This window comes from Microcoleus sp. w1-18aA5 (assembly GCF_036701705.1).
Classification (GTDB): domain Bacteria; phylum Cyanobacteriota; class Cyanobacteriia; order Cyanobacteriales; family Microcoleaceae; genus Microcoleus.
The window spans coordinates 45,553-66,511 of the sequence record NZ_JAUPTE010000010.1; the positions used below are offsets into that span (position 1 = coordinate 45,553).

Here is a 20,959-nt window from a genome sequence, read left to right on the forward strand (position 1 = left end):
TAGTTTCCCGTGGGGTGGGTTTTTAGCCTGCCCTAAAAAGTTAGTTTACAATGCTAAAAAATCAGAATATTAAACAACATTTTTTAGTTCTTCCGGTAATTCAAACTTGCCATCGGCACCCGGTTCAAATTCAACAACTTTCAACACAGCATCAACATTGAGCGGCCCGTAAATGTGCGGGTAATTCTGACCCGCCGCCAATTCATACTTAAGTTCAGCTTCTACTTTGTCCGAGTCAATCCAAAGCAGCAGCAATCCTGTTTGTCCCACAAAAAATTTATTAGCAGATCTAAGAACTTGTGGCAGAGTCGAACAATGGATAAATCCTTCAGTATCTAGCGTATCGCCGCGATAGGATTGAACTTGTTTTGCTTCTTCCCACTGTTGGCTGCGGGTGATGTGAAAAATAACGCTCATAGTTAGATAGGTTTTAGGTTTAATTGACAATTGGCAGCAAAATTTGAGAGGGACAATTCCCGCCACAACTTACTGTCAGCGTGATAATCTTAGCATCGATCGTCCGCGCTTCACCTGGAGGTGCAACAGTTCCCGGATTCACGTCGTAAGCGGGAAAACAAGCCGCACTCAAACTCAGACGCAACGCATTACCTTTGGCAATTTGCATACAAGTTGCTTGCAGGACAATTCTTACAGGTGTTTCACCTGAATTCACCCGCACGTAACCTTGAGTGAAATTGTAAACGCTGCCGCTATCTTTGACCTCAGAAAGTATCGCACACAAATCAAAACTCGGCGCATCTGCTGTACAAAATACTTTGAGAATTATATCTCCAGCTAAGTGCAAATCTGCTGTTAGCGGTGCCGAAGTGTATGTTAAAACATCGGTGCGGCAGTCAATAGTCGATCGCTCGATCGCACCTGCAGGAAATGCAGCGTGACCCCCCAAGGATGGCACCGGCCGCCAAGGGTCATGTACGAATATATCATCAGTGCAAACATCCGGGCAAAAATCTGTTAAAATACCCGCATCTTCTCTCATCGCGGCAAGTCCGGTACTTGCTAAAAAATAAGATTTATGATTATTATTAGGCCATTTATCAAATTTCCGCCAATCATTCCTCCCCATCTCAAATAGCGAAATCGGCAGCTCGTCTAATATTCCTGTATCAACTCCTTTCAGGATTTGATCGAACCAGCGAATTTGCAACTCATCCACCGGATTTGAAGCTGCAAAAGCATAATCCAACGCTCCCACTTTTCGACCCCAAGGTAAATGCGCCCAAGGGCCAATTATCAAATGCTGCGGATAGGAACTCCGGCTTGCCATTTCCTTGTAAAGATGGATTGTCCCCCGCAAATAAGTATCAAACCAACCGCCAACGTGCAGCATTGGCAAGTCTACATCTTTGATGTTTGGCGATAACTTTTCCCAATACTCGCTTGCTCGATAATTATCCAACCAATCGTGATAATATGAGTCTAGTGCAAGCTTTTTAATAATTTCAGGACGCGCCGGCACGGTATCGTATAGCGGGAGATTTCTCGAAGCTGCATACAAGGCTTGATAGGCAGAAATATCGCCTTTTAAGCGAGCGGTTTCTGCGGCTAGCTGAATTGCCCAGCCGAGATTTGATTGCAGACAAAACGCGCCGCCTTCATAGGCCCAATCTGTGTATAAATTGCCGCCTACCATTGCCGGACAAATTGTGATTAAAGCGCTCGGTTTAGCACCCGCCGCGTAGAGTTGAGTCATGCCTTGGTAAGAAAAACCGTACATTCCGACTTGGCCGTTACCCCCCGGCAAATTAGCAGCCCAATTGACGCTATCAAAACCGTCTTGTGTTTCGCTAACAAATAGGTTAAATTCGCCTTCGGAAGTGCCGCGTCCCCGCACGTCTTGGATGACAACAATGTAGCCGTGTTTGGCGTACCATGCGGGATGGGAATATACTAATGTAGAGGCGATCGCCCTTCCGTAAGGTTGCCGCATTAACAATACTGGAAATTCGCCTTCCGCATCGGGGCGGTAGATGTCAGCATCTAAACGCACGCCATCTTTAGTTAGCATTGACGCTGTTTCTTTCGGACAAAGTTTCAGCATAAATCCTAAAAAATATCACCTAAAAAAGTTTGTAGTAACTGACATCTTGCACCATTCTCGATAAGCATTTGATGAACAGGCAAGATGCCTGTTCATCAATAAAATTCATCTCTTGTGGAACAGGCATCTTGCCTGTCCGTGAGAATGGTGCAACATCTCAGTAGTAAGGGCGTGAGCTTTTTCTCTAAGGACTCAAGTCCTTACTACAAACCTAGGAATCAAGTCCTTACTACAAACCTAACATGGTACGAGTACATCCGATCGCCCAAGAACTCTCATATCTTCCTCATCGAGTTCGACTGGTGTACCGCTGCGAATTAGTTCCACAAAATCCTCATTCGGCACCATGATGCACAAAGCGTACAAACGTTCATTGCCCGTATTTTCAATTACGTGAGTACCCGTTGGAGGCACTAACACACTATCTCCCGGTTGAATACTAACTGTTTTGCCGTCGCAGGTTGCTTGCCCTTTTCCTTTGAGTACAAAAAACATTTCTACTGCGAATTGATGGCGGTTGGGAGGAGTTTTGCCCCCCACATCAAAAATCTCCACGCAAACTGTTAATGAAACATTAGCTATTACCGGATCGAAGACGATCGCTAATCTATTAGTATCGCCCGGACTGATGCGAAATGCTTGGTAGTCTTTCGGAGACTTTATAATAGGAATCACGCACTGGTTTGTCATTTTTTTTATTGTTAGTTGTCAGTGGTTATGTTTCTGTTGTCATTAGTGAGAATCCAGAGTCATTAGTCCGCCGCTCAACCTCCAAAGTTTATTAATTTCACAGGAGAGTTCGCTGTCAGAGCAGGAAGCGAGATATAGGCTTGGCTGTGCGGGATTCTCGCACTCCTAAAAAACGCTTTTATACTCCAGAGGGATACTCCCCTGATGGCTGCTATTTAATTGCTTCTAACATAGCCTGAGAATCCGACAAAAAACCAAAACATTGTTTAACGTTATAAAGAGTAGCTTGCCAGCAATAATCGGGAGATGTCGTAGCTGTACAATCTTTGACTAAAATACAGTCGTAACCGAGGAAATTAGCATCTTGCAGCGTAGCCATGACGCACTGATCGGCGTTTACTCCTCCAAAGAAAAGTGTAGTTCTGCCGAGGTTCCGCAAGATACTATCTAAAGGAGTATCCCAAAAGCCGCTCATGCGATATTTATCAACGCAAATATCCTCCGATTTGGGTTTTAATTCATCGACCACCTGCGCCGCCCAACTCCCTGCCATCAGTACAGGTGCGTTGTTTTTTGGCAGCGGATCTCCCAAACCTACGCCGTCGCCTGTGGGATTGTAAACGTGACGGGAAGCTGCACTAATATTGAGCAAATCGGGGCGGTTTCCCCAGTTGATCCAAATAATGGGTACTGCGTGCGATCGCAATTTTGGCAGTAAATTTGTTAAAGGATTAATTGGAGTTCTGGCGGGCGTTACATCTACGCCAATATGTGCTAGCCAACCGTCGGGATGACAGAAATCGTTTTGCATATCTATCACCAACATTGCTGCTTTTGCTAAGTCCAAACGCAGAGTTTTAGTTTCTGTTTCCAGGGTAACAGGTTGAGGCGCGATCGGCGATCGGGTGATATCGGCAATTTTGGCATCAACTTTCCAAGCATTCGGCGGTACGCCCAAGGTGCGAAGAGAATCAGGATTCATATTGATTTTGACTCAAAAACAATTTCAATCTTATAACTATTTGATTGTCACTAACTTGTCATATCTTAAATCTTGGTTATAATTAAGTATCAGCGGCAACTATTTGAGAGTTTTTATGATTTATTAACTTTATTACAGGCGACCGCCAATGTTAGCCCCGTGGAATCATACAATAAAAATTAATATAAATTTACAAAAATGGTAAATCTATGAGCTTTACAATTGAAAATGCTTTAATTCCGGTTGATAGTGGTTATGAAACTGCAGATGTGCAAGTGGTGCATAATTGCATAAGTGCGATCGCCCTCAATTTAGAGCCTGCGGGAACAGTTATCGATGGCAAAAATAAGCTGCTGCTGCCCGGTTTTGTCAACGCCCACACTCACTCTTCAGAAATGTGGCAACGGGGCATTATTCCCCCTTTGCCGCTGGAGTTGTGGATTGCCGAATTATACGATTTTACGCCTCTGGAACCCGAACAAGTTTATTTAAGCGCCCTGGGAACTGCGGTAGAAACATTGCTGTCGGGCGGTACAAGCGTAGTCGATCATTTAGTTTTGATTCCGGGGCAAGAATTAGAAACAATCGCCGCAGCAGTTCGCGCTTATCAAGAAATCGGCATCCGCGCTTTTATCGGATCGTTAATTCAAGATGAATCCCTGACAGCGGGAATGCCTTCTGGCGATAGCGGCATCGAACACGCGGCTTACATTCGATCGACCAAGGCTACTTTGGAATTAATGGAAACAGCCATAAAACAGTTTCACAATCCAGAAAAAGGTGTTAATATATTATTAGCGCCGACGGGAATTCAACTGTGTTCCGATGCTTTATTTGAAGGCTGCATCGATTTGAGCGATCGCTACAACCTTTGTCGGCATGCCCACCTCTTGGAAACCGCCGCTCAAAAACAGTTAGCTCACGAAAAATACGGCTGTAGTGCTGTCGAGCACCTGCAAAAAATTGGTTATTTGAGTCCCAGAACTTCTTTAGCGCACTGCGTTTGGCTGGACGATTCCGACATTGCGATTATGGCAGAAACGGGAGCAACAGTCGTACACAATCCCCTCAGCAACTTGCGCTTGGGAAGCGGGATTGCACCGATTTTGAAATACCGCCAAGCTGGAGTTAACGTATCTTTAGGCTGCGACGGCGCTGCTAGCAATGACTCTCAAGATTTGCTGGAAGCGATTAAAATTGGTTCAATTTTGCACAATATCACGGATTTGGATTACCGCCAATGGATTACACCGCGCCAGTCTGTAGAAATGGCATCCCTGGGAGGAGCAAAAGGCTTGAATGTCGCCGATGAAATGGGTTCGCTGACAGTCGGGAAAAAAGCAGATTTTGTGCTGTATGATTTAACCAGTTTATCATTGCTACCGCGCACCGATCCGATCGGCTTGCTGATTTTGGGGCGCCCGACTAATGCGGTAGATAGCGTTTGGGTAAACGGCAAGCAAATTGTCGCCGAAGGTAAGGTGAAAACGATCGATGTTGATGCTTTGAGGCGGGAATTATTCGATCGCAGCGAGTGGACGAGCAAGCGTCAATCGCAAACAGTCAGTGAAATAGAAGCCCACTATCGAAAAGTCATGAACCTGCAAGGTTATTCTTAAAAAATTAACCAAGAGAATAGGATATCATGTCCGGTTGAATCACATAATTAGCGCCGCCACTAAAAATTAACTCCATCTACCTCCCACATCCCAATCACTCAGAAGCTATAGCCATGACACCCCCTAACAACCAGATAAATGTAGACGCCAGACTTGTTGCAGCTAATACCAAATTTGGTTTTAACTTGTTCAACACCCTCACCAAACAACAGCCGAATCAAAATATCTTTATTTCCCCTACTTCTGTCGCCCTCGCACTGTCAATGACATACAACGGAGTCAGCGGAGAAACCAAAGAAGAAATGACAAAAGCTCTCGAATTAACGAAAATGAGTCCAAAAGCAATCAACGCAGCCAATCACAATTTGCAAAAGAGTTTACAAAAAGATGACCCCAAGGTTCAAGTATCAATTGCCAACGCGCTTTTTGTCAGACAAGGCTTCTCATTAAAACCCGAATTTTTGCAAATAAATCAACAATACTACCAAGCCATTATTACCGAAATAGACTTTGAAAGTCCGCAAGAAGCTCTCAGCATCATTAACAACTGGGTGAGCGAAAAAACTCACGGAAAAATTGATAAAATAGTCACTAAAATCAACCCTAATACCCTTTTATTTTTGATTAACGCCATCTATTTCAAAGGAAACTGGGAAACGCCCTTTGATAAATCTCAAACTGCCAACAAAACTTTTTATTTAACAGACAGCAGTTCCAAAGAGCATCCAATGATGTCCCAAATGGGCTCTTATCGGTGCTACGAAACAGAAACTTTTCAAGCAGTCAGTTTACCTTACGGCAAAAAAGGCGCTCTGAGTATGTATATTTTCTTGCCAAACTCCAATACCAATTTGGCAACTTTCTCGCAGCAATTAACACCCGAAAACTGGAATAAATGGATGCAAGAATTTAGAGTTAAAAGTGGAATGATTGAAATACCGCGCTTCAAAATGGAGTATGAGGTTCAACTGAAAGACACACTTATAGCTTTGGGAATGGCAGCATTTTTCGGTGGATTGAAAACAGACTTTTCCCCGATGACTGATAGCCAAGTAGCAGTAGAATCGGTAAAACACAAAACATTTGTCGAAGTTAACGAAGAAGGTACAGAAGCAGCAGCCGTGACTGTAATTGAGATGACGAGATCTATGCCGGTTTTTCAAATGAATGTAAACCGTCCATTCTTTTGTGCTATTCGAGACAATACTACAGGAACAATATTATTTATGGGTATCATCGTTGACCCCCAATAATATCAAAAATAGTAGGTGCATCAGGAAGTGTTTGAGTGACTTTTAATAAAATAACCCTAGCTGGCGCACCCTAGCAAGCTAATTATACGGTAAAATATCAATCTAAAAATAATCCTATTTGCGACAAATTGATGATTAAATTGCACAAATGGCAGCGGATACTGGCTTTAATAGTTGTTTTTACGATCGCCCTTACCTCCTCCGCGATTTTATCCCCCCGTCTCTTGGCTCAAACCCCGCCCACCACCCCAACAACCGAAGTGCGCGGCGTCTGGCTGACGAACATTGACAGCGACGTTATCTTCTCTCGCAACAACATCATTGACGCTGTAAATCGACTCGATAAACTCAATTTTAATACCATCTATCCCACGGTTTGGCAAGGAGGCTATACGCTTTATCCCAGCGCTGCAGCCGAACGAGTATTCGGACAGTCGATCGACCCCTCGCCTGGATTGAAAGACCGAGACATCCTCAAAGAAATCATAGCACAATCCCACCAAAAAGGTATAGCAGTAATCCCCTGGTTTGAGTTTGGTTTCATGGCTCCCGCCGAATCGGAATTAGCCACACTTCACCCAGACTGGCTGGCGCAGCGGCGCGACGGTTCAACTATTTGGAAAGAAGGCAAACATGATCGAGTTTGGCTGAATCCCTTTCATCCCGAAGTACAGCAATTTATCTCAGATTTAATCCTAGAAATTGTCGATAATTATGATATAGATGGCATTCAATTTGACGATCATTTCGGCTTGCCAGTAGAATTTGGCTACGAGCCGTTAACAGTGTCAATGTATCAGGAACAAATCAAAAGCCCTCCCTCCGACGACCCCCGCGAAACCTTCTGGGTGCGCTGGCGGGCTGACAAAATTAACGAGTTCGTGGGGCGAGTTTCCCGCGCCATCAAATCCCGCAAAGAAAAATGTATTGTCAGCTTATCTCCGAACCCTTTTCACTTTTCTTTACCTGCCCACTTGCAGGACTGGTTTACCTGGGAAAGACGTGGCTACATCCAAGAAATTGTGTTGCAGGTTTATCGCAGCGATATCAAGCGTTTTAGTGCCGAACTGGAACGGGAAGAAGTCAAATTGGCTAAACTTAATATTCCAACTGCGATCGGCATTTTGACAGGCCTTAAAAATAATTCCGTTCCCCTCAAACAAATTCAAGAACAAGTGCAAGAAGTGCGAAAAAGAGATTTCGCTGGCGTGTCGTTCTTTTTCTACGAAAGTTTGTCGAATTGGGCTAGCGAAACCCCCGAACAGCGCAATTATGCCTTGCAAGAATTCTTTCCCACAAAGATGCAGCGCCCGCCCTCCGAAGCCAGAATTTGAAACCCAGGGTTAAAATGAGAAAAAGCATACAGCGCTTAGGAATTGTCATCTTATTTTTGACCGCTTTCCTAACAATTGGCTATTTCACTCCCAGAAAGTGGGGAAATTACTCGCAAGCAGATTGCACAATTTCTCTATACATTTCCAACCAAGGCATTCACACCGAAATCATCGTTCCAGTTAAAAATGAATATTTTGACTGGAATCAATTTTTACCGCTAAGAGAAATAGGGCGGGATGCCAATTATGATTATAAATATTTGTCTTTGGGCTGGGGAGATCGAGCTTTTATGCTCGAAACTCCCACATCAGGAAGTATCAACCCAGTTACAGCTTTCAAAGCCCTATTTCTCCTTACTCCGTCTACCCTACACGTTCAAAGTTATCGGGTTCTCCCCCAAAATATAGAAACCAAATGTGTTAAACTCAGTGGAAAAAATTATCTGATGCTGGTAAATTTTATTAAAAATTCATTCCCATTAGACGCAGCAGGTAAGAAAATGAAAATTAGCTACGGCTACGGTAACAGTGACAGTTTTTATGAAGCAAAAGGCAGTTACTATATTTTGAGAACTTGCAACGACTGGACGGCCGAAGCTTTGCAAAAAGCCGAGGTCAATACTCCTTTATGGTCAACGCTTTCTTCGGCGATTATGTTTCATCTTAATAGCGGTTGCGAATGTCACAAATAAATGGTAGTAGGCAATCGTAAGACTCTCTTTACTTTAGGTTGTTAAATTTATAATGAATGATTATGTATGGGTGGGAATATTGCCTAAAGTTGCATTCTTTTTTTTAGCTGGTATAATTAGCAATTTGAGGAAAAATTATGAACGTAATTCCAGCGATCGACTTATTGGATGGAAAATGCGTCAGATTGTATCAGGGAGACTACGCGAAGTCTCAAACTTTTAACGACAACCCTGTCGAAGTCGCCAGACAGTGGGTAAATGAAGGCGCGACAATGCTGCATTTAGTAGACCTCGATGGCGCTAAAGCCGGTCATCCAGTCAACCAAGCCGCCATTGAAGCGATCGTCCGATCAGTAGACGTTCCCTGTCAAGTAGGTGGCGGAATGCGCGATCGCACTTCTGTTGCTGCTATCCTCAATTTAGGCGTCCGCCGCGTCATTCTCGGCACTGTCGCCGTCGAACAACCGCAATTAGTCGGCGAATTGTGCACCGAATTTCCCGATCAAATTCTGGTTGGCATCGATGCCAGAAATGGTAAAGTTGCCACTAGAGGCTGGCTAGAAACTTCGGAAGTTTTAGCAACTGAATTGGCGCAAAAAATGGCCGAGTTAGGGGCGGCTGAAATTATATACACCGACATTCACCGCGACGGTACTATGGAAGGGCCGAATTTGGAATCTTTGCGCGAAATTGCTAACGCTATTTCGATTCCGGTGATTGCTTCCGGTGGCGTTAGTTCGATCGCCGATTTGTTGAGTTTGCTGGCTTTGGAACCAATTGGTGTCAAAAGTGCGATCGTCGGTAGGGCAATTTATACCGGCGATATCTTGCTAAAAGAAGCAATTCAAGCAGTCGGACAAGGGCGGTGGCAGGATGTACCGCCAGATTTGGGTTCTTCGAGTTTTGCTTGATAATCATGTCGAGTTAACTGGCTACCCAATATGTAACAGTTATCAATTTTCCGACTCACACTCAACAGTCATTAGTCATTAGTCATTAGTCAACAGTCAACAGTCAACAATCAACAGTCACCGTAGAATCGTATTTCTTACCATCATCGTAACCATGTTTTTGAACCATACAATTACAGCTTTAAGTTCTGGGATGGCATCCCTAGTTGCTCCCATACCTTTGTTAGCAACAGTCGAGGCAGAAAATTCGCCGATCGTCCTCAGCGGAGTTTTGCTCACTTTAGTAGTGATTTATGTCGCCAGTAAATTAGGCGCGGAAGTGGCTAAAAAGTTCGATTTGCCGCCGGTTTTGGGTGAACTTGTAGCAGGGGTAATTGTTGGCGTATCTGCTTTACACCTGGTCATTTTTCCCGAAGCAGGGCTGTCAGCATCAGACTCAGGGATTATGACAGTTGTGCAATCGATTAATCATCTGTCTCCTGCCGCCCTCACCAGTGTGTTTGAATCGCAGAGTGAAGTCATTTCAGTGCTAGCTGAATTGGGCGTAATTATTCTGCTGTTTGAAATTGGCTTAGAGTCGGATATCAGACAACTCAAGGAGGTGGGGGCTCAAGCTGTCGTTGTCGCTTGTGTGGGCGTGGCAGTTCCCTTTGCTGCCGGTACTGCGGGTTTGATGATCATTTTCCACACGGCGGCGATTCCGGCGATTTTTGCGGGGGCTGCTTTGACAGCAACCAGCATCGGAATTACCTCCAAAGTTTTGTCGGAATTAGGACAACTCAAATCTAAAGAAGGTCAAATCATTGTTGGTGCAGCGGTGATTGATGATGTGCTAGGAATTATTGTCCTAGCTGTTGTCGCCAGTTTAGCCAAAACTGGTGAGATTGATGTTGTTAATGTCATCTATTTGATTGTCAGTGCAACTGCCTTTCTGCTCGGTTCGATTCTATTGGGCGGCATCTTCAACAAAAGCTTCACTGCGGTCGTGGAAAAACTCAAAACTCGCGGCAATATAGTCATCCCGGCATTTATCTTTGCTTTCTTCATGGCTTTTCTGGGCAACGCAATTCATCTCGAAGCGATTTTGGGTGCGTTTGCGGCTGGTTTGGTGTTGGATGAAAGCGATGCCCGCAACGAGTTGGATGAACTGGTGAAACCCATCGCGGATTTCCTGGTTCCCATCTTTTTTGTAACCGTGGGAGCTCGGGCGGATTTGGGGGTTTTGAACCCAACAGTGCCGGATAATCGGGCTGGTCTTTTGATTGCCGTATTTTTGATTGTGGTTGCGATTTTGGGCAAGCTGGTGACTGGTTGGGTGGTGTTTGGTCTGCCTGGAATCAATCGATTGGCGATCGGAGTGGGGATGATTCCTCGGGGCGAAGTCGGGTTAGTGTTTGCCGGCATCGGTTCCGCGAGTGGGGTTTTGGATAAACCCTTAGAAGTCTCGATTATTATCATGGTGATTCTAACAACATTTTTGGCTCCGCCTTTTCTGCGGGTTGCCTTTGGGGATACGGTAGAGCCTCCTGCTAGTGGCGAACCTTCTAGCGAGCAAATCGTTTGATTAGCGGGTGATATTAAGCCTGTGTTGAGGCGGTTGGGGGCGATCGGCTGGTCTTGAACCACTTTCCGGCGATCGTCTCCATTGTTACTCATATCAATTCCCGTTGCACCGGAATGATATAACAGCCCTCTTAAAACCCACAAGACCGTTCATAAAACCTTCACGAAACCTGTTCGATAAACTATCCCAGTGCGATTTGTAGCTAGCTTCATAGGCGTCTATCATCAGAAACGCTATATATAAATGCGATCGCAATTATTTACCCACGAGTGCTACAGCACCGCTTTGCAACACAGGAATTTCAATTACGAACTCTGCTCCTTGATGGGGTTGAGAGAAGCACTGGAGCAAGCCACCGTGCTTATCAACTACAATTTGATAGCTAATGGATAGCCCTAATCCAGTTCCTTTACCAATTGGTTGGGTGGTGAAGAAGGGATTGAACACCTGTTGTCTAACAGTTTCCGTCATCCCCGGTCCATTGTCTTGAACTTGAATCACCACGTTTTTAGAATAACCGCGCTGAGCTTCCTTTGTGATGAGCTTAGTCCGAATAGTGATGCAACTGGGATTCTTTTGAATGTCTTTTAGAGAACGCTGATTGTCGTAGTTTTCTAAAGCATCGATCGCATTTGCCAGAATATTCATAAAGACTTGGTTCAACTGTCCGGCATAGCACTCTACTAGCGGTAAGTCGCCGTACTCCTTGACAATTTCAATAGCAGGATGATTCGGTTTTGCCTTCAGTCGATTTTGCAAAATCATCAATGTGCTGTCAATTCCCTCGTGGATATCAACAGGCTTCATGTCTGCCTCATCCAGCCGTGAGAAGTTTCTTAGAGACAGGACAATTTGACGAATGCGATCGGCTCCTACTTTCATTGAACTCAGCATTTTGGGTAAATCTTCACTAATGTAGTCCAGGTCGAACTCTTCAATTTTTTCCTGAATTTCGGTATTAGTTGGATAGGTTTGCTGGTAAAGCTGAATCAACTTTAGTAAATTTTGCGTGTAGTCGGCAGTATGGCTCAGGTTGCCATAGATAAAGTTGACTGGATTATTAATTTCGTGAGCCACACCAGCAACCAGTTGCCCCAAACCTGACATTTTCTCTGCCTGAATAAGCTGTGCCTGAGTTTGCTGCAAGGTTTTGAGTGCAACCTCAGCTTCCTCTTTTGCTTGCCTTAATGCAGCTTCGGCTTGCTTGCGCTCAGTAATATCCAGTGCCAAGGATGCAACTCCAATAATATTTCCACCATCCCCTACTAAAGGCGTATTGAACCATTCGCAAATAATGATTTTGCCGTTTTTTGTAAAATTTTCATTGACGCTGTAGATTCCTTGGCTCTGCATCAACAACTCGTTCATAATTTGATCGACGACCTTTCGGGCAGATGCAGGCACAATTAATTCTGCGGGATGGTGTCCGATCGCCTCTGTAGCCGTGTAACCAAAAATCTGCTCTGCCGCTGGATTCCAAGCAGTGACTTTAAAGTTTAAATCCCATTCCACCACTGCTAGTGCAGTTTGGCGGAATAGAAAAGATAGCCGCTGTTCCGACGCTTTGAGTTCCTCTTCTGCCTGTTTCCGTTGAGTAATGTCAATGCCTGTTTTGATGATGTACTCAATTTGACCTTGATCATCGACTAAAGCAGTATCTGACCAGGCAATGAGTCTAAGTTGTTGATCTTTACTCACCCAACTGCCTTCATACTGCTGGGGAAAATTACCAGATTGTAAAGACTCAAAAGTAGTTTTGGCTTGTCTAGCTAAGTCTGAGTTCGGGAACAAGTCCCAAATGTAGCGCCCTTTCACTTCACTAAACGAGTAATGAGTCGTTTGTTCGCAAGCTCGGTTAAAGCGAACGATTTGTCCCTGCGGGTCGAGCACAACTACCAGGGCACCTGCAATTTCAAGAATAGCTGAAACAAAATTGCGTTCGACTTCAACTGCTTTAATCAGTTCCTCTAACTGGGTTGCCATATTGTTAAAGGCGATCGCCAATGTCCCCAATTCGTTTTGGCTGTCGATGTTGACCCGCGTCTCTAATTGCCCCGCACTGAGTTCCGTAGCTGCTGTAGTTAAGCGCTGTAGCGGCACCACAATTTGCCGAATAAATAGATACCCAATGCCAACAGCGACGATCGTCACCAGCGTCAATGAGCCTCCCATAATTGAGAGCATTTGGTAAACGGGAGCATACGCCTCAGCCGTTGGCAGTTCTACAACCACATTCCAATTCACGCTCCGAACTAAGGCACTGGCTCCCAATACTTCTACCTGCTTTAGACCCTGATAAACATTAAGGTGCTTAGTATCCTCGGATGCTTTCAAAAATTGAAAAAAGGGACGCTTTGAAATATCTTGAATTTGAAACGTTTCTGGCTTACTACCCTTTTGAGCAATGAGAAAATTACGCTCATCAACTACATAGACATAACCTGTATTGCCAACATCTGTTTGGGAAACAATAAACCAGAGAAAGTTGAGATTTACCTCGGCTAATAGCACCCCATCCACTTCATCTCGCTCATTCCGAATCGGAACTGCCAGAATGGTGGTTGGTTGGTGATTTGTAGGATTAATTTCTACAGGACTGACATAATCTTCCTGTTGTTTAAAGGCACGAATAAACAGTGGCGACTTGGCTGGATTTTCTAATTTAAGCGGTTTATAGGGTGAAACTGATGCAACAACTTTTCCCTTCCGGTTCAAAATGGCAACGGCTTCATAAGCATCATTATGACGAATCAACCCTTCCAACAGGCTCTGCTGCGCTTGAGGTTGAAAGTTGGTGAGTCCTTTGACCCTAGCTAAATAGCTCAGTTTTCGTTTCAAGTCATCTAGATAATTATCAATCTGCCCTCCTGCTGTCTGGCTACGCGCTTGTTGGAGCGATCGCGATTGCTGGATCTGCGCCTGAAAGCTGAGGTAGATCAGCAAGCCACCTGTGGGCAGTAAGCTCAGAAGAACCAAAAATATCAAACCATAGCGGAGCTGATTTGCAATAGAAAAGAAGCGTTGCCAGGGATGAGAACGAGAGCTTCTGGCGATCGGCAGAGCGCGATCGTTGCGTTGATTTTTCATCGGACTATTGATCAATATTGGTAAATCAATTAATGCGCGCACTAAGGAGAAACATCTATTTGGCCAGTCGTCACAGCATCTCGGATCGTCTTGAAAGTCTCCTCTTCCTGAGACGTGAGACTACCACGGAAAGGGGCAAAGTCGTAGATCTTTTCCTTGAGCCCAAACTTGTAAAGTTTTCCTTCCCAGCGACCTTGCTGGGTTAACACTGCCACATTTAGCACCAGATTGGGAATGTCCTGCAGAACGCTAGTTAGGACTTTGCCGGGAGCCAGTTCGTACTGATCCTTGGCCCAACCAATCACAAGGACTCCTGGCTTTTGCGTAACGGCTTTTAGCGCGGCTAATCCTGCCTCATCCGCGTTGATTGTCAAAACATCTACTCCAGAGGCAACCATATCCGTTGCAACTTTGGTGGCTTGCTCCGTATCAATCCAACTGTTGAGAAAAGCAGTCGAAGCTTGAACAGAGGGATTCGTTGCCTTCACTCCCCGCCTAAACAAGGCTTCTTCTTCTTTGTAAACCGGATAAGCTGCACCCACAATATAGCCAACTTTATTGCTTTTAGTCTTCATGGCAGCCAAAGCGCCTGTGAGGTAGCCCACCTCACCCGATCGAAAGGCAACAGCCCCCAAATTTTGGTTATTCCCTGGATAGGTTGTAACCAGGGCAAATTTCGTTCGCGGAAATTCTTTAGCAACCTTTTCGGCAGCTTTGATATAGCCACCACTGGCTGCAATTACCAGGTCATAGCCTGACTGGGCATATTTGCGAAGGGCAGCTTCACTATCTTCACCGTCAAGGCCAGTAAAGTCTACCTGAGCATTAAATTTATCTTTGATTAGGTTTAACCCTTCAAAGCAGGCTTGAGCCCAACTGTTGTTGTCTTTGGAGCCTGTGACGACCAATGCCACTCTAAAGCTGCTAGAGGTACTTGCTTCAGGGGAAGAGTTTACGTTCGGAGTCGATCGACTGCAACTGATCGCAAAAAATAGAGCTAGAGCCACCAGAGTCATTTGTTTGAAAAGAGATTGAATCCGCATAATAGCTTTTCGCAGCAATATTACTTTTTCTACGCCGATAAATTTGTTGAAGGGTATCTCAACAATCTTCACAACTCTTACTGTAGCTGGGATTTAATGACTCTGGCCGATTCAGCGTACCACTCATTTAACCTCAAAAACAAGTAAGGACACCGCACTGCCGTGTCCTTACAACTCTAACCTGCAATTAATCGAATTTGTTTGCTCTTAGGATCGCGAATTAAATAACTTACAATTTTAATTGTTATTGTGGGATGGGCGTCCCGCCCGTCCCACTTTCAAGAGTGGAAGTTATTTCATTCTCATTCCTTACTTAACAAACAGCATTTCTTGATAAGTAGGCAGCGGCCACAAATCGTCAGCCACTTCACCTTCCAGAGCATCCGCATACTGGCGAACCTCATCCATCAAAGGACGAATTGTTTGCGAAGCATATTGCATATGGTCTTCTGTCGAAGCAAAATCGTGCTTGCTCAAAGCAGCACTCAATTTGCTGGCAGTATCAATCATTGACTTAACCAGCACCGCTACTTTTTCGGCACTTTCCTTTTCCAGTTCAATCCCAATCTCTTTCAATTTAGAAATCGTCCCAGAAACTTCAGCTAAATACCTCAAAGCTGCGGGGTAAATAATGGTTTTGGCTATGCTTATTACCAGTTTTGCTTCGACTTCAATTGCCAGCAAATACTGCTCAGCATAAACATCGTAACGGCTTTCCAATTCAACTGGAGTCAGAACACCTGTCTTTTCAAACAAGTCTTCAATGTATCCTTCCTTCAACACGGGTAAAGCATCTGCCGTAGTCCGCAAGTTAGCTAAACCCCGTTCCTCAACGGCCATTTTGTGCCATTCTTCGGAATAGCCGTCGCCACCAAATACAACAGCACCGTGCTCGTCCATCACTTCTTTGAGAATGGTTTGGATGGCAGCATTCAGTTCAGTTCCGTTAGCCAAATCGCTTTCTAATTTGTTAGCAATCCAGTCCAAAGAATCTGCAAGAATTGTATTCATCGCCACCAGCGGCCCGGAAACAGACTGACCGGAACCTACTGCACGGAATTCAAACCGGTTTCCAGTAAAGGCAAAGGGCGAAGTCCGGTTTCTGTCTCCAGCATCCTTCATGAAAGTAGGCAGTGTTTCTACACCTAAGTTCATAATTCCCCGACCTTTAGAGTCCTTAACTTCTCCTCGGCTAATTTGCCCGAAGATATCTTCTAATTGCGAACCCAAATAGACAGAGATAATTGCTGGTGGAGCCTCATTTGCACCCAATCGGTGGTCGTTGCTGGCAGTAGCAACTACCGCGCGCAATAGCGGCCCGTATTTGTGAACTCCGCGAATCACAGCGCCGCAGAACACTAGAAATTGTATGTTCGAGTGCGGTGTATCGCCGGGGTCTAATAAGTTTCCTTGGGTGGCATTGCCGACCGACCAGTTGACGTGTTTGCCAGAACCGTTAATGCCGGCGAAAGGCTTCTCGTGCAGCAAACACATAAAACCGTGTTTCTTCGCAGTGTTGCGGAGAATTGTCATGGTTAATTGTTGGTGGTCGCTGGCGACGTTTGCAGCTTCAAAAACTGGTGCAATTTCAAACTGACCGGGAGCTACTTCGTTGTGGCGGGTTTTGGCAGGAATTCCCAGCCGGTACATTCTTTCTTCTACTTCCTGCATGAAGACTTGAACGCGCTCTGGAATCGCTCCAAAATAGTGGTCGTCAAATTGCTGACCTTTGGCAGGAGGTTTGCCAAACAGGGTGCGACCTGCTAGCAGTAAATCGGGGCGGTTGTTGGTGAAATTGGCATCTACCAGGAAGTATTCTTGTTCGGAACCGCAACTGGAATTTACCGGAGCAACTTCGGTATTGCCTAATAGCTTTAACACTCGAGTTGCTGCTTTGTTCATGGCGGCAATCGAACGCAACAGCGGCGTTTTCTTGTCTAAGGCTTCACCTGTCCAGGAGATGAAAACAGTGGGAATGCACAATGTCATGCCGTTGTCTGTTTCCATGACATAAGCAGGGCTGGTGACATCCCAGGCTGTATATCCGCGAGCGGCGGCGGTGGAACGGATGCCGCCGTTGGGGAATGAGGAGCCATCGGGTTCGCCTTGTACGAGAACTTTGCCTGCAAATTCTGAGATGACGGAACCGTCGCCTTGCACTGAGATGAAACCGTCGTGCTTTTCGGCGGTACCGTTGGTTAGCGGGTAGAATACGTGGGCGTAGTAGAGGGCTCCTTTGGAAATAGCCCAATCTTTCATTGCTACTGCAACTACATCAGCTACGGAAGCATCGAGTTTTTGGCCGGTTTGAACGGTGTTTTTTACTGATTTGAAAATGCTTTTGGGCAGACTTTCTTGCATCTTGCTCAGAGTAAAAACGTCTGTTGCCCACATATCTTCTAGCCGCTTGGGAGGCCGACCAGGCATCAGTTTGCGGTTGACGATTTGAGAAATTGCTTGAACGCGCGATTCGTTTCCACTCATGGTTATTTTTATTGGTATTGCGGGACGAGTAGTTGAAAAAAAATAGATGTTAGCAAAAGTCTAACGATTGACGAATATGTTGAATTTACCTCACATTTTGCACTATTCTCAATAAGTCTGGGATGGGCGGGTTCTCCTGCCCAACCCCTACTCCCCACAAGAAAAATCACTCTTTGTGGAATAGGCATGAAAGCCTGTTCTTGATCATGGTGCAACATCTGAGATTTACCCAACGTTTTTAGTCAAAGCTAACTTTTGGGAGAATGCCTTTTTTGGCAGGCTCGAAAAGATTGGAGGAGCGAGGCTCAATCACTTCGCCGTCCATCGGGTGTGACAATCCAGTGTGAGATGCGGTTGGATTTCGGTTATTAGCAAGAAGATAGATGGCAAGAGCCTGTACAAACTTGAGTCAACATTATAGATGTCTGCACTGCACAAATTTAGTAATTAATCTTCACCCTGGTCAGCTCAAAAATTTTGTGCGAATCAATTCCGATGAATTCAGGTCAAAACTACTTATGGTTTTTAACGGTTCGACGATCGATAAATCGCAGTCCAGCAAACAACGCACTCGTTTAGGAGTTTTGGAGAATTATGGAGAGTACACAATCTACACTTGGAGAGTTTAAACAATCATTAACCAAATAAATGTATTGTAGGCTACAGAATTTTATGTTTTTTTCAGAAAGGTCGATCGCACCGATCGCACACAACCGCAGGATTTCAGTTTAACAGGGCATGGGGCATGGGGCATGGGGCATGGGGCATGGGGCATGGGGCATACCTCATCACGCGATCGAACCGCTATATGATAAATAAAGTCTTGCAACTCTTCTCAAAGTTGGTGCGACAATTTGCCTGAGAAATCTTTAGGAGATTTGGGAACTTATTAAACTGTTATAGCCGCAGTTTATTGAGCATAAATGAATAAGTTGGTAATTTTTAGTTAACTCGTTGGTAATCCGAAGACTTCAGAGCATGAGCCAAAAAGCGTTCTGTGTAGTACAAAGCTAATTGATTGCTCGGCCCATTAAAAACTGCATCAAAAGCGTGTTCAGCCCAAGGAATTTCGAGCAAAATAGCCCGTGAAGCGAAGCTATCCCGTAGGGAATCGCCCGTGGCTCGCAATCGTTCGTAGAGCGATCGACCAAACTTGGGCTGAACGATATGGTCGCGACCTGCATAAACCAGTAGAGAAGGGGGAAGATTCGGTTTAATATAATTGATGGGAGAAGCCCGACGGTAAAGCTCATTGAGTTCGTCTGGCGTTCCTCCCAGAAAGGCACGCAAGACGGCTCGAACATTTATGGCATCAGGAAAAGGTGGGTCATTGTATCCGCGGATCAGGTCATTTGGCCCGTAATAGTTGACCACTGCTCGAACAGGAAGTATACTAGAATCATAAGCAGTTAGCATTGCTAAATGGGCACCTGCCGACCTTCCCATAATAGCAATTCGATCGAGATCGATTTCCCAATCAGCAGCATGAGTTTTGATATAAGAAAGAGCGGCTTGTACGTCCTCAAGCTGAGCAGGAAATCGATACTTGGGAGCGTGGCGATAATCAATTGCAACCACACAATAGCCTTGGCCTGCCATATAGCGGCTGAATTCTTCATTGGCATCGGGATTGCCTCTCTGCCAAGCTCCCCCGTAGAGTGTGATAATCGCCGGATATTTGCCAATTTGCATCGGCCGATAAAGGTTTAGTTGCAGTGAAACTCCGTCAGGGTTGGCAAATTCAATAGCCCGATCGATCCTAACCTCTCTGAGGGGAATTCCTCGGAACGCATCTGCGAGGATAAACGGTTGAGGGCGTAGCTGCGCGCGATCGGCTTGAGGAAGGGCTGCTAAATAGTTTTCCCCTAAAACTGCTTGCATTTGGGTAGCTACCGCTGCATTGGCTGCTGGGAACTGAATCAGGGGTAGCAGGCCAAGGATTAGGGCGAACAGGTTACAAAGTGACAAAATAATGTAGACTTTGCCTTGATGCCGTCTGAGCAGGTTCAGCAGAAGGGCGATCGTATTGATACCGACCAACCAAGGACTGATTTCTGGTGCTCCCACCGCCAAAGGGTACAGGAACATCGTGGGTGCTGGTACGATGACCCAGAGACTGAGAAATAGGGCGATCGCACTCAGGAACCAAGAAATAAATGGCGAGATTAAGAATGCTGCCAATAAGGGTAACTTTTTGCGGTTCTTCTTGTGGATCATCGGATTTTCGCAGCCTAATTTTTAATTAGTTTAAATTAATCTGGTGGTTTTTATTGGTGAGGCGATCGCCTCTGGTATTTTACCCAACCAGCAGCTTCATTGACTCCGACATCCTGCGTCGGTTGAAAATGCTTTGCATCGTTCTATTTTCATTTTTGGGGTTGTTCGCTGTTTCTGGAAATCTTAAGTTGAGGTTGTCCCGCTAAACTAGCTGTATGGGTTTTTACTCATCAAAAGTCTGGCTATTATTCCGATTTTGGTAGTTAGACAGGACTTAGGCACGGGTGTCTATAAACCGGTTTTTTTACGAGTCTACTTCGTTGCACTAGGCGATTGCCAATAAAAAAACCCGGTTTCTTTACTGACTCGTTAAGTCTCGAAGTTTATCTCGAAAATAACAGAAGCTTGGTGACAAATTATTATCTACGTCCATGAGGGGAGGAATCTTGTTAGCCCAGTTTGTTTTCTCTAAACCAATTGCTTGCCCACCTTGTTTAGATAATTTTTGTTTGCCACCGGAAAACACCGCATCAGCTAACTTCTCCCAAGTCCCACAGATACTATCATTGGTGTAAGAATTTAGGACTACTTCTTTTGCTCTCGGATAAGCTGCCTTAACTGCTGCTAAATCGCCTAGATACCATGCTTCTCCTTCTTCAATTGCTATGCAAAATTGCGTCTTTGGCGGAGGATTACACTTATCTACAATATCTAGTAGTTCTCTGCGAAACGTACTGAGGCATCGGTCATCAAGGTCGCAAATTACAATGAGGACAGCAGGGTAATCAGGAGGATATTGAGAGAATGTTTGGCCGATGCCTTGAATAAGTCGCGGAAGCTGGTCGAGCAGAATTCGTTTATTGGCTTCAGAAGCAGATTTTAAACCTTTAGGAATATGCCCAACTCCTTTGTAAGGATGGATCTTAAATGTGTGTTGTTCGGTGCTAATAATCTTTGGTATAAGAATTTCAAGAGCAGTTTTTCCAGAAATATCCTCGACAAGTATCTCAAAGTGCATTTA

Annotated in this window: 15 protein-coding genes; 6 read left to right on the forward strand and 9 right to left on the reverse strand. The window is 45.0% G+C overall.

The annotated features are described in order from the left end of the window. Window positions 1–69: 69 nt before the first annotated feature. The 4 genes from Q5691_RS05535 to Q5691_RS05550 all read right to left on the reverse strand — a co-directional run bounded on the left by Q5691_RS05535 (window position 70) and on the right by Q5691_RS05550 (window position 3,734). Window positions 70–417, reverse strand: a complete 348-nt coding sequence (locus tag Q5691_RS05535; protein ID WP_333212610.1) for a DUF952 domain-containing protein — start codon at window positions 415–417, stop codon at window positions 70–72. 19 nt (window positions 418–436) lie between these two features. Further along, window positions 437–2,029: a CocE/NonD family hydrolase gene (locus Q5691_RS05540; RefSeq protein WP_333344116.1), complete on the reverse strand. Its 1,593-nt coding sequence runs from the start codon at window positions 2,027–2,029 to the stop codon at window positions 437–439. Window positions 2,030–2,299: 270 nt separating this feature from the next. Then, entirely contained in the window at window positions 2,300–2,752 is a 453-nt protein-coding gene (locus tag Q5691_RS05545) for a cupin domain-containing protein (RefSeq protein WP_333344117.1), read from the reverse strand. Between the two features lie 211 nt (window positions 2,753–2,963). Beyond that, a complete protein-coding gene (locus Q5691_RS05550) occupies window positions 2,964–3,734 on the reverse strand; it encodes a cysteine hydrolase family protein (protein WP_333212606.1) in 771 nt (256 codons plus the stop codon). Between the two features lie 209 nt (window positions 3,735–3,943). Here Q5691_RS05550 and Q5691_RS05555 point away from each other — a divergent pair, with 209 nt between their 5' ends. From Q5691_RS05555 to Q5691_RS05580, 6 genes are all read left to right on the forward strand, one after another. Next, window positions 3,944–5,353 carry an amidohydrolase gene (locus tag Q5691_RS05555; RefSeq protein ID WP_333344118.1) on the forward strand — a complete coding sequence of 470 codons (1,410 nt, stop codon included), beginning with the start codon at window positions 3,944–3,946 and terminating at the stop codon, window positions 5,351–5,353. Window positions 5,354–5,466: 113 nt separating this feature from the next. After that, window positions 5,467–6,606, forward strand: a complete 1,140-nt coding sequence (locus tag Q5691_RS05560; protein ID WP_333344119.1) for a serpin family protein — start codon at window positions 5,467–5,469, stop codon at window positions 6,604–6,606. Between the two features lie 131 nt (window positions 6,607–6,737). Beyond that, a complete protein-coding gene (locus Q5691_RS05565) occupies window positions 6,738–7,940 on the forward strand; it encodes a glycoside hydrolase family 10 protein (protein ID WP_333212601.1) in 1,203 nt (400 codons plus the stop codon). Between the two features lie 14 nt (window positions 7,941–7,954). Then, complete coding sequence (locus tag Q5691_RS05570) at window positions 7,955–8,632, forward strand: TIGR02117 family protein (RefSeq protein ID WP_333344120.1); 678 nt, start codon at window positions 7,955–7,957, stop codon at window positions 8,630–8,632. Window positions 8,633–8,769: 137 nt separating this feature from the next. Next, entirely contained in the window at window positions 8,770–9,543 is a 774-nt protein-coding gene (hisA, locus tag Q5691_RS05575) for a 1-(5-phosphoribosyl)-5-[(5-phosphoribosylamino)methylideneamino]imidazole-4-carboxamide isomerase (protein ID WP_333228149.1), read from the forward strand. A 154-nt stretch (window positions 9,544–9,697) separates the two neighbouring features. Beyond that, a complete protein-coding gene (locus Q5691_RS05580) occupies window positions 9,698–11,107 on the forward strand; it encodes a cation:proton antiporter (RefSeq protein ID WP_333212595.1) in 1,410 nt (469 codons plus the stop codon). A gap of 255 nt (window positions 11,108–11,362) precedes the next feature. Here the strand turns inward: Q5691_RS05580 and Q5691_RS05585 are convergent, their stop codons facing one another. The 5 genes from Q5691_RS05585 to Q5691_RS05605 form a co-directional block, all read right to left on the reverse strand. Continuing rightward, window positions 11,363–14,194 carry a PAS domain S-box protein gene (locus Q5691_RS05585; RefSeq protein ID WP_333344121.1) on the reverse strand — a complete coding sequence of 944 codons (2,832 nt, stop codon included), beginning with the start codon at window positions 14,192–14,194 and terminating at the stop codon, window positions 11,363–11,365. 41 nt (window positions 14,195–14,235) lie between these two features. Beyond that, a complete protein-coding gene (locus Q5691_RS05590) occupies window positions 14,236–15,309 on the reverse strand; it encodes a BMP family protein (protein ID WP_333311170.1) in 1,074 nt (357 codons plus the stop codon). A 237-nt stretch (window positions 15,310–15,546) separates the two neighbouring features. Then, entirely contained in the window at window positions 15,547–17,721 is a 2,175-nt protein-coding gene (locus Q5691_RS05595; protein WP_333344123.1) for a glutamine synthetase III, read from the reverse strand. A 942-nt stretch (window positions 17,722–18,663) separates the two neighbouring features. Beyond that, window positions 18,664–19,938, reverse strand: a complete 1,275-nt coding sequence (locus Q5691_RS05600) for an alpha/beta hydrolase (protein WP_333212588.1) — start codon at window positions 19,936–19,938, stop codon at window positions 18,664–18,666. A 358-nt stretch (window positions 19,939–20,296) separates the two neighbouring features. Next, window positions 20,297–20,956, reverse strand: coding sequence for a hypothetical protein (locus Q5691_RS05605; protein WP_333212586.1), 660 nt, complete (start codon window positions 20,954–20,956; stop codon window positions 20,297–20,299). Window positions 20,957–20,959 lie beyond the last annotated feature (3 nt).